This window comes from Pseudomonas sp. 91RF (assembly GCF_003576265.1).
GTDB classification, from domain to species: domain Bacteria; phylum Pseudomonadota; class Gammaproteobacteria; order Pseudomonadales; family Pseudomonadaceae; genus Aquipseudomonas; species Aquipseudomonas kribbensis.
Genome location: NZ_QWFC01000033.1, coordinates 1 through 8,707 on the forward strand (window position 1 = coordinate 1; position 8,707 = coordinate 8,707).

Annotated in this window: 10 protein-coding genes; 5 read left to right on the plus strand and 5 right to left on the minus strand. The window is 46.9% G+C overall.

Annotated elements, in window-relative coordinates:
* Window positions 1–276: 276 nt before the first annotated feature.
* From DXT77_RS18350 to DXT77_RS18370, 5 genes are all read right to left on the minus strand, one after another.
* Window positions 277–870, minus strand: coding sequence for a hypothetical protein (locus DXT77_RS18350; protein ID WP_218568659.1), 594 nt, complete (start codon window positions 868–870; stop codon window positions 277–279).
* An 891-nt stretch (window positions 871–1,761) separates the two neighbouring features.
* A complete protein-coding gene (locus DXT77_RS18355) occupies window positions 1,762–2,214 on the minus strand; it encodes a hypothetical protein (RefSeq protein ID WP_119428676.1) in 453 nt (150 codons plus the stop codon).
* A gap of 294 nt (window positions 2,215–2,508) precedes the next feature.
* Window positions 2,509–3,840: a P-loop NTPase fold protein gene (locus DXT77_RS18360; RefSeq protein ID WP_119428677.1), complete on the minus strand. Its 1,332-nt coding sequence runs from the start codon at window positions 3,838–3,840 to the stop codon at window positions 2,509–2,511.
* Window positions 3,841–4,013: 173 nt separating this feature from the next.
* Window positions 4,014–4,205, minus strand: a complete 192-nt coding sequence (locus tag DXT77_RS18365; RefSeq protein WP_119428678.1) for a hypothetical protein — start codon at window positions 4,203–4,205, stop codon at window positions 4,014–4,016.
* Between the two features lie 61 nt (window positions 4,206–4,266).
* Window positions 4,267–4,548: a hypothetical protein gene (locus DXT77_RS18370; RefSeq protein ID WP_119428679.1), complete on the minus strand. Its 282-nt coding sequence runs from the start codon at window positions 4,546–4,548 to the stop codon at window positions 4,267–4,269.
* A gap of 102 nt (window positions 4,549–4,650) precedes the next feature.
* Between DXT77_RS18370 and DXT77_RS18375 the strand changes: the two genes are divergently transcribed.
* From DXT77_RS18375 to DXT77_RS18395, 5 genes are all read left to right on the plus strand, one after another.
* Window positions 4,651–5,283 carry a hypothetical protein gene (locus tag DXT77_RS18375; RefSeq protein ID WP_119428680.1) on the plus strand — a complete coding sequence of 211 codons (633 nt, stop codon included), beginning with the start codon at window positions 4,651–4,653 and terminating at the stop codon, window positions 5,281–5,283.
* A gap of 420 nt (window positions 5,284–5,703) precedes the next feature.
* Entirely contained in the window at window positions 5,704–6,852 is a 1,149-nt protein-coding gene (locus tag DXT77_RS18380) for a hypothetical protein (RefSeq protein WP_119428681.1), read from the plus strand.
* On the plus strand, window positions 6,849–7,235 hold the full coding sequence (locus DXT77_RS18385) for a hypothetical protein (protein WP_119428682.1): 387 nt from the start codon (window positions 6,849–6,851) through the stop codon (window positions 7,233–7,235). Before DXT77_RS18380 ends, DXT77_RS18385 begins: the two co-directional genes overlap by 4 nt.
* 89 nt (window positions 7,236–7,324) lie before the next feature.
* The gene (locus DXT77_RS18390; protein ID WP_119428683.1) at window positions 7,325–7,612 is read left to right on the plus strand and encodes a hypothetical protein; all 288 of its coding nucleotides are present in this window, start codon (window positions 7,325–7,327) and stop codon (window positions 7,610–7,612) included.
* Window positions 7,613–7,772: 160 nt separating this feature from the next.
* A complete protein-coding gene (locus DXT77_RS18395) occupies window positions 7,773–8,486 on the plus strand; it encodes a hypothetical protein (RefSeq protein ID WP_119428684.1) in 714 nt (237 codons plus the stop codon).
* Window positions 8,487–8,707 lie beyond the last annotated feature (221 nt).

Below are 8,707 nucleotides of genomic sequence, written 5' to 3' on the forward strand. Positions count from 1 at the left end.
AGATGTGTATAAGAGACAGGAGGTGGAGAGGTTGGGGGAGGGGGTGGAGATGCCTAGGTTGATGAGGCCGTGATTTTTATAGGGGGTAGTTATTTGGATGGTTCAGTTGGGCGATGGGTATGGATCGCCTGGGACGTGATTGATTGCTTTTGATCAACCGAAGGACATGTGTCGTAAATGTCTGCTTTCGGCCAAAAGCTGCCGTTCATTAGCTACTCTAAAAGCCGAGGAAGATAAAAAATTAATCTTGGCCAGTATCGATAATTGAACATGTGTTCACTCTCGGAGGAGCTTAACTTTGCTACCTAGAGCTACCTCTTCCATCTCTGGGAGATTCAGAATTAGGTCTGACAACACATCGACAATTGCATATGCCTTCTTGTGAATCTCATCAAGCTCTGCCACGGTGAAAGAAACAAAGCTTTTATTGTACTTGCTCCCCATAGGAATACCGCCAGAAAAATTTGTGCCGAAAATCTCTTCATCACTGCTTCGTGACCAGCAAAAATGTGCAAATTTGTTCCTGGCTGCTCTGAGTGGAGTAATTTCATTATTCACGTCTAAGATTTTTTTGATCTGCTCCTCGCTTATCATCTGATAGCTATATCGATAGCTGTGTATTTTGCAAGCTTCATTTATAGCATCTTGACGCGCTGCTCCGGACAATCGATCCGTGTAAGTACGAGCCAAAAACTCTGGTGTTACCAATAATCGAGATAGCAATACACCTAGTAGGAATTCAATATTAGACCATTCAACAGCCAGCCTGCCAATGGCTTGAAAGTGTTCGTTACTGAGTTCGGCGTATTGCGATGAGTGATTTAGCGGCATTGTTCCTCCGAAAGGTTTAACTGCTTTAAGTGGGTGCATTTTGATAGCTCGTCGCCTCATGTCATTGGCGGCTATGTAAACTTTCGCTCCATTTATGAAGGAGTGCGTGGCAAAAGTATCAAACTGGACATCGATAAAGGTTCAGGATAGCAGAGCTCCACCTGTTTCCATTAGCCTATCAGACCGCTGCTTCTTGCCGAGCGTAGACTTAGGAAGGGGTCAGGTGCAGCTGTTTGGAGGTTTTATGCTCGATGCAATCGAGAAGCGAGCTAAAAAGTTGAATTTGACTGTTCCTTATTCATCTAATCTTTCTCACTAATTCTCGAGTAGTAATTAACTTTACCATGCCATGTGATATGGCCCGAAAAGAAAAGAAAAAAGCGCTAAAAGAATTGAGTATCAGCAGGATGGGTATGAGGAATACCAGTAGTAGACAGGTAGTCGATTCACTGGTTCGCAAGTTTATACTTAATTGTGAAATTACGGTTGCGATAATTGCGCCGCTTGCTAAGCCTAGCGCGAACAAAACCGTTGCCTGAAGCGCTCTCTCAGCAGCGTATAAGGATCGACGCTGAGCGGGTCCGGGCTGAAGCGCCCGAGACCTATTGTACAATAGAGCGGAAAAGCCAAACAAAATCGCGAGGGTCGGAAAGCATAGCGTTGCAAGGTATAGAAACTCACTACGAACAAGGTAGTGGTAAATTAATGAAAAAAATATTGTCGCGCCCAACGACCAGATCAGAAAGAAAAATAGTTTAATCAATTGCCGAACTATTAAATTTACAGCACGATTCAGCATATGAGTACTCCTACTTGTTGAGTATGCCTGAATCGATTCACAAGCGATTTAGGTAAGCTCAATGTGAAGAATTCTAAAAAATATGAATTCCGAGATTTTTATTAATTCAATTTGTAGTGTAAGAGCTATATTTAGGGTGTCATACCACGTCCTGAGATTTCTTTGTTGAATCTATCGACAAGCTCGGTCTCGGGCAAGTTGAAACCATTCATCAGTTTGTAGTAGTTCGACACCGCGAGGTCAAGCAAATTTAAAGTTTCACTAGCAGGGTCAAAGCACACGTCGTCATCGCCTGATTTGTTAAGGTGTTTCGTCCGGTTTTTTGCATAGTTCATGATCGCCTCTATCTCTCTCGCAGATGATTCCTTTCCCCCACTTAAAAAACTAGAAATTCTTACCGCACCATCCCTGAGGGCCTTGTAGGAGGAATCCTCACCCAACCGGCTGACGTAAACACCAAGAATCTCTTCTGCAGCACCTGCTAAGTGCAGCGCTGCAAAATAGTATTTTCCCTCAAAATAAGTTGCCAATGCCCGATCCAACAGCTCGGCAGCAACTAAAAGCTTCTGTGTAGGCTCGCGCATTGTTTGACTCCTAAGCTGCACATATGCATGGTTCGTGAAATCTAGTCTAGCCAAAATTCAAAATGCCAAGCTAGCTGCAGACATCACTGGGACGAATTTCGGCCACCTTCCCGAGAAGCCTTCGCGGTAGCTAGTACCCCTAAAGCAAATAATAGAATACTAGCTCTGTCGGATGTCATCCACCAGGCAAAAGCCCAGTGTTACTTATGGCAGCTTTTGGCCGAAAGCCGCCAGTAGTGGAAGACGTATTTCGACCCAAGGCTGAGTCAACATAGACAAATTGGTGCTCACCCTCTAAGGAATATTGAAGATTGATATTTTATTTATTGCAGCATGAAGTGTTTTTTTTCTATCTCCTCTGTGGCTGCGAGAAAATAGCTTTTTGCAAAAGTCGCTTTCCGGCAGCTGTGAATATTCATTATCATTCATTAATAAGGCCTTTATCCACCTCAAGCTAAAGTGAAGCTCATGCGGAAACTTCTCCTCATCTGACTCGTCATAATTGAGAGTCGCATATACCTCTGAGTAAGAAACAACTCCCTTGCTTAATTCAGAGAATAACTTAGGGTGTGTGACTTTAATAACGCAGAGCGCAACGAAAAGCCCAATAATCTCGTCATTGGGTATGCGGCCCGCCATAGATGTAAGGACGTAGTTGCTATAAGCTCTCTCCATCTGCCTCAATGTCATACTTAGCTGATCACCCAGTGCGGCCATTAAAACACTTACATCTTCTTTATGAGCGACATTATGTACGTCAGCTAAAAAATCACAATATATAGATACGGTACTTTTGTCGCTATATCCTTTGAGAGGTAGCTCCGCCTCAATCGTAAAGAATTTTTGCAAGTATGTGTGCGCATCTATATTGGTGCCATATGTTGCGCGAATCGACTCTTGCAGTTGCACTTTATTGACCACCAATACAAATGTAATATTTTTTACAGAAAACATATGCTTGATTTTTTCAAGCATTTCTACGGCAAATGACGGGCGACATCTGTCTAGTTCGTCAATAATGATTACTAAGGGATTATTGCTGCCCTGCTCTAATAGAGCCGGAATGGTTGAAAGGTAATTTTTAAAATTAATTATCGATGCGCATTCTTTTTTGTGATTTATAAGTCTAGCCTTTATGTACTCTTCTGCGCTTTTGCTGATGTCAACGCCTGCTCCTTCAACTGCCTTGTCCAAATCCTTAAAGTCATCCCCACTAATCAATCCCGCAGTTGCGGCTCTGATTCCGACTTTTGTACCGATTGAAAGAAGGTGTGCACCCACATGCTTCGCTTTGTCTAAAAAAACCTCAGTTTTTTCTTTTGGTATTTTTTGGTGCACATAATCAGTGATGGCACCAGCTACAACCAAGAATGCATCGTCTACGTAGTCTGAAGCGAAGGCATCAATATAGATGTTAGGAACGCTGCTCTCATCTAATAGTGTTTGCCAAGCCCTAACGAATGATGTTTTACCTTCGCCCCAGTGACCGTTGAGACTGATCACTAACGGGTCATTTGTTTTGCGAACCAAATTGGTAAGTGATTGGGCAAAGGGCTTTCTATTGAAGAGGTCTTTTCCGAAGCCTGTTGCATTTATACTTTCATATTGCGGTATGTAAAAGTTCATTCGTATTTCCTTGTGTGCTACTCATTCATTCGGTCAGCATATGCGGAGTTCATGTTTTACTTAATTTGCACCGATTTTTTGAAAAGTCCTATGAAATTGCAGGGATTTGCATTGGCCGGGTGGAGGCGCGGAGCTAATTGAACATAGGACGGAATTATTCGTAACGCGGCAAATCAGCCGGCGCGGAATTCACCCTTGGCTTTCGCCGCTGGTTTACCCAGCACGTACCACACAAACGTTCTGCCGCTGTCGTCACCATTGCCACCAGATGTTACTGCCAGGAGCTTCCAGCCATCGGCCAACCGTTTGTTGGCATTCTCGGCCCCCACTACCTGTACTACTTCTGTCACTTCACTCATTTGCATCGGTCTTGCTCCTTGTTACCTATGCCGATCCAGAATGGATCAGCGGGGGGAGGGGGCTTTTTTATTCGGTCTGTCGACGATAAAGGGTCACAAATATGCGGTTGCGTCCAACGTCAAACCTGCCGACGCCTTCGCACACTTGACCATTGACTGTCACCCATACCTGATTGAAGTCGGCCAGCCCCTCAAGAGGCTCATGCAAGGTAATGATTAATTGCCGATCACGGCCGCTCTGCGCCTCCTCTATCGTCACATCAACATCCGTATAGCGCTGGCTCGGTTCTTCGCTTTGGGGTCTGCCGATAATGGCGTAAGCGAGCTTTAAATCTACAATCGTTCTCATGAGAATTCCTTTCCGATGTCGTTACCGTGGGTCAAGTGTAGTAAAACCGTTCTTCAGCAGCGCATAAATTTTGATATTGCAAACACTCATAGGAAAAATCTAATGCCCTTGCTGCATCGATATGAATCACTCCTGCTGAAAAAAAGCTTGTGCCTATCGCAGCCTTACGCGAATCGCATGAGTCAATGCCTAGCGTTGCGACTTCAATATCTCTCATCACGCAGACTTATCAATAAATTTTCAGTGTTAGATGAGATAGCTTTGCTCGAAAAAATACCAAAAAGTCGATTTACGGGAACAAAAGCAGCTGAAAAGTTTAGAGGGCCCATTTTAGGGCGCTTTTGGCACAAGCATTACTTCGACGCGAACCATTTACCTCAGAACTTTTTGAATAAATGGTTTGGCGATTACGCAGAAAAAAATGGTTTACTGAGAACTAAGCTGCATGAAGTTTTGATGACGGACGAAGATGACACAGATATCGAAAAGTATTGGATGGCTATGGCCAACCGTATATCCCATGCACTCGTATATGAAGGATTTGAAGCAAGAAAGAAAAGAGGAGCGTTAACAGGAGAATGGCTAATTTATTATGAGCATGCTGGACTGAATTATTACTTGGATTTGGCTGGCCATCGGGAGTTAGAAAATCAGCAAAAACTCTTTGAACGCTTGGTGAATGAATGCGGATGGGAGTTCCCTTTCGCGTTCGAACTGTCGGCTACTAGCAGTTAGGTTCCTCCTACGTAAGTCAGCGCTTCGAGGGCGCTAACCATAATAATAAGATCACCGCTTCTAGTGATACATCGTAATTTTCCGCTTATTGCTGTGGTTTCAACCGGTAGCTCGCCGATGTCCGCTTCTGGCCGCTAGCAGCCACTTGCGTACGTCCTTTTTGGCTCAAAGTAGCTGCCGTTATTGGACGTAATGGCAGCTAAACACAGAATAGCTTGGCCGCAATCACCGTGGATGGCCATCTGCTGCCATACAACCATCTTCCCTCACCAGTTATCCTGCGCACCCCGCGAATGACAGAAATCAGCCGTTTGGGCACAGCTTTTTAGGTTTTGTCTTACTGCCAGCGCTTGGGCTCTTCGATAGCCTCGGACTGTCAGAAACCCAAGCCGGGATTCCCGAAGTGAACAAGGATGATTCATGAGTGAAGTTGGAAACGTACCTAGGCCCGCGCAACCTAACCCGTCAAGAAAAAAGGTCTACCGTGGCGTAGAACCAACCGACCTGCACGCCAAACACTGGGCAGAATACCCTGAGGCCCCGGCAGAGAAACCGGAGGCGGCAAAGCCAATAGCGGAACCCGGTTTCTACATCGTTCAGCAAGTCATGCCGCGCTCTGCTCTGGAAACAGCGTTGTTCGATAAGCCGGACGGCGCAACGCTTGAGAAGTTCTCGCGCCTCAACCCACACGTCACTGGTTACGCCAAGCCCGGACAGCTCATCGTGTTAAGCGACCCGAACAATCCCCAGTGCACACGTGAGGAAGCGTTGCTCATGGAAGCAGCTCAGAAAGTGGACGCTGCACTCAAGCCCATGTCCGACGAAGAAGCGAGCTTCATGGTCCGTTATCGGAGCCAGATAGAGTCCGTTCTTTCACAAGGCTCTACATCAATCGGTGTTGGAGAATCGATCTTCGCCAAGAACCTTGAAGACGTGAAAACGTCGCTAAAGGAAATCGAAACGCTGCATCAGAAAAGCTTTCAGCGTGACGGCCACTTGCGTAGTTCGGAGTTTTTTAACGAGCGTGCCCGACTGTTTGCCAAGCTTGATAGACAGCTCACCGGGTTAACCAGAAAGGGCATTGGGTTCCCTGATCATCCAAGTCTGAAATCAGCCCTCGGCATCTCAAGCAAAAGCCTGGTGCATCACTGGACCCTGGCCGGTGCACCGGGACAGATACCCGGTTATGCCACTCACGCAGAAGGTGTCGCCAGAGCAGCCAAGGTTGTGAAGTATGGTGGCTGGGTTGGTACAGCCGTAGGGGGTGGGGCTTCTTACATGAAGGTTCAAGAAGTTTGTGCGGCAGGTAATAAAGATGCCTGCGAAAAAATCAAATATACCGAGGGCGGTAACTTCGTCGGAGGAGTTGCCGGGGGAGCTGCTACCGGTGCGTTTTTGTCTGGTTCCACGGCTGGGATTATCTGTGTTGGCTTGGGTGTGCCTACAGGTGGCACGGCAACCTTGGCATGTGGTGTCATCGTTGTAGCGTCAGGCTCATATGCGGGCGGAGCGCTTGGTGGTGCTACGGGCGAATGGGCAGGTGAGAAGATCTATGAGGCAGGTAAATGAGTTTGAACGTCGTTGATAAGGTGCTTTTAGCCATCGCCGTCGCTGATCTGGCAGGACTTGTTCTTTGGATAGGAGTCTGTTTGCACCTTGCGTATACGAAGATGGATCTGATGCTGGAGCATCTTAAGAATTGCTCAGCCATCATGACTCGCGCTCCGCTTCGGAATGGAGGGCCCTGGGGAAAACTTCTGCTCGTTGGTGGTATTTCGGGAATTGTGACGTTCCCCAATTTTTATTTGAAAAGGGGCGAGCTGAACTCTCAAGATCTAGCCAATTTCCCGGCCCCCCTTAAACGCAAGCTGGTAGTGCTGCAATGGAGCGTGATTTCTCTGTTATTGGTCATGATCTGCTTCGGAGTAGCTGTGAAGTCAGGGTTTGTTTAGCGCATTGTGCAATGCACGGCTCTCACTCCTACGCATAATTAAGCGCCTCGTTTGTACAGTCGGAGGGCTACAGACAAGGTGTCACAGGAATGAAAAAGCTTCTAATCGCGGCGGTCGTCGCCCTAGTGACCATGCTTTACGTTGGCTACTACGATGCTCTTGAGGACGGAGACATCGAGACCATTGTCTTCATCAAGAAGCATCCGACGTTTCAGATGAAGTTCTACAACATCCACGCTAACGACGGAGAGATCAGTAAGGTAGAGCGCCTGACAGCAGAGGAGCAAGGGTGGATTACTGATTACTGCTGGTACCGGTTGGGAATCGACACCGACCTCAAAACTCAGGATGACGTCGAGAGGTGCTGGAAAAAATAAGCTGTCTATTTGGCCAAGGTTGCCGGCTAGGACCGGCAGCCAAGACCATCTTCTACCCACTGTTGGGATAAGGGAGGCAGCCTGCCTTCTCAATTCGGCCAGGTGGGCCATGTCGTCACTGATACACTGATTTCGACTCGCCGATTAGCCAGGAGCTGAGATGGATATCAAAGAGTTTTGCGTCGCTCATGGATTTGACTTGAGTAAAAGTGGAGTGGCGTTAGGAGGTGGAAGTTTTGGAATGACAGATCTGAAAATTTCTCCAATGGAATTTTTGATCTTGGCCGAAGAAGATTTTGAGCGGGGCGGATTGGCCGCGCTTGTGAACGCAACGACCAATGTGAAACGAGCCATTGTCGGACAGCTGGATCAGTTACTGATCTCCTTCGGCTATCCATCACTTAGATGGAACGTGCCAAAAAAGATCGAGCGAGTAAGGGCGCTTGGATTATTGGCGCCCAGTCTGTTGCGTAAAGTCGTCGATATGCGAAATTTTCTTGAGCACGAGTACGCGACACCGGAGCTCAAAAACGTTGAGGAAGCATTGGATATTGCGAGCCTATTTGTAATGTCCGCTTCAGCTATGTTCGTTCCGTTCGATGATGTTCTAGAGTTTTCACGGCCTGAGCCCCAAGTGGCAGACGGCGCTGTCGCACTTCTCACTGCAGGGTTGAGACGGGAGTCAGGCAGGGTTTTTTACAACGTCTACGCATATGAAACTGGCGGGTATGCTGGACATTGTGTTGGTCAATGCCAGATTCAATCAGGGCATGTCCTGTTTGAAGCAATGGTAAAGCTTTCCGCATCGCTGATGCTTCGATACAAAGTAAACCAAGCGATCAATGATTTTGAAGCTGCGTATGCTCAGTTATGAGTGCTAGAAAGGTGAGTACTGCCGGTAATGGGGGCGGATTTATTTAACTGGGGGAGGTGCCCCAGTAAGGTCTCGATAAACGCCGGCGTTAAAAGGGGGTGTCAGAAATTTTGTGTTCGGGCATAACATGAGCAAGAGGTGCATGTATGCCAACCAAAAAGAAACCCGCGTTGCGAGAGCTGCCGAAAATCCCGAAAGAGCTGCTTGAGCAATTCACCGAT

What these genes read in the sequence shown, in the direction of transcription:
- DXT77_RS18395 (WP_119428684.1), top strand. Translation starts at nt 7,773, where the DNA reads ATGGATATCAAAGAGTTTTGCGTCGCTCATGGATTTGACTTGAGTAAA.
- DXT77_RS18370 (WP_119428679.1), bottom strand. Translation starts at nt 4,548, where the DNA reads ATGAGAACGATTGTAGATTTAAAGCTCGCTTACGCCATTATCGGCAGA.
- DXT77_RS18365 (WP_119428678.1), bottom strand. Translation starts at nt 4,205, where the DNA reads ATGCAAATGAGTGAAGTGACAGAAGTAGTACAGGTAGTGGGGGCCGAG.
- DXT77_RS18355 (WP_119428676.1), bottom strand. Translation starts at nt 2,214, where the DNA reads ATGCGCGAGCCTACACAGAAGCTTTTAGTTGCTGCCGAGCTGTTGGAT.
- DXT77_RS18350 (WP_218568659.1), bottom strand. Translation starts at nt 870, where the DNA reads ATGCACCCACTTAAAGCAGTTAAACCTTTCGGAGGAACAATGCCGCTA.
- DXT77_RS18360 (WP_119428677.1), bottom strand. Translation starts at nt 3,840, where the DNA reads ATGAACTTTTACATACCGCAATATGAAAGTATAAATGCAACAGGCTTC.
- DXT77_RS18390 (WP_119428683.1), top strand. Translation starts at nt 7,325, where the DNA reads ATGAAAAAGCTTCTAATCGCGGCGGTCGTCGCCCTAGTGACCATGCTT.
- DXT77_RS18385 (WP_119428682.1), top strand. Translation starts at nt 6,849, where the DNA reads ATGAGTTTGAACGTCGTTGATAAGGTGCTTTTAGCCATCGCCGTCGCT.
- DXT77_RS18375 (WP_119428680.1), top strand. Translation starts at nt 4,651, where the DNA reads ATGCCCTTGCTGCATCGATATGAATCACTCCTGCTGAAAAAAAGCTTG.
- DXT77_RS18380 (WP_119428681.1), top strand. Translation starts at nt 5,704, where the DNA reads ATGAGTGAAGTTGGAAACGTACCTAGGCCCGCGCAACCTAACCCGTCA.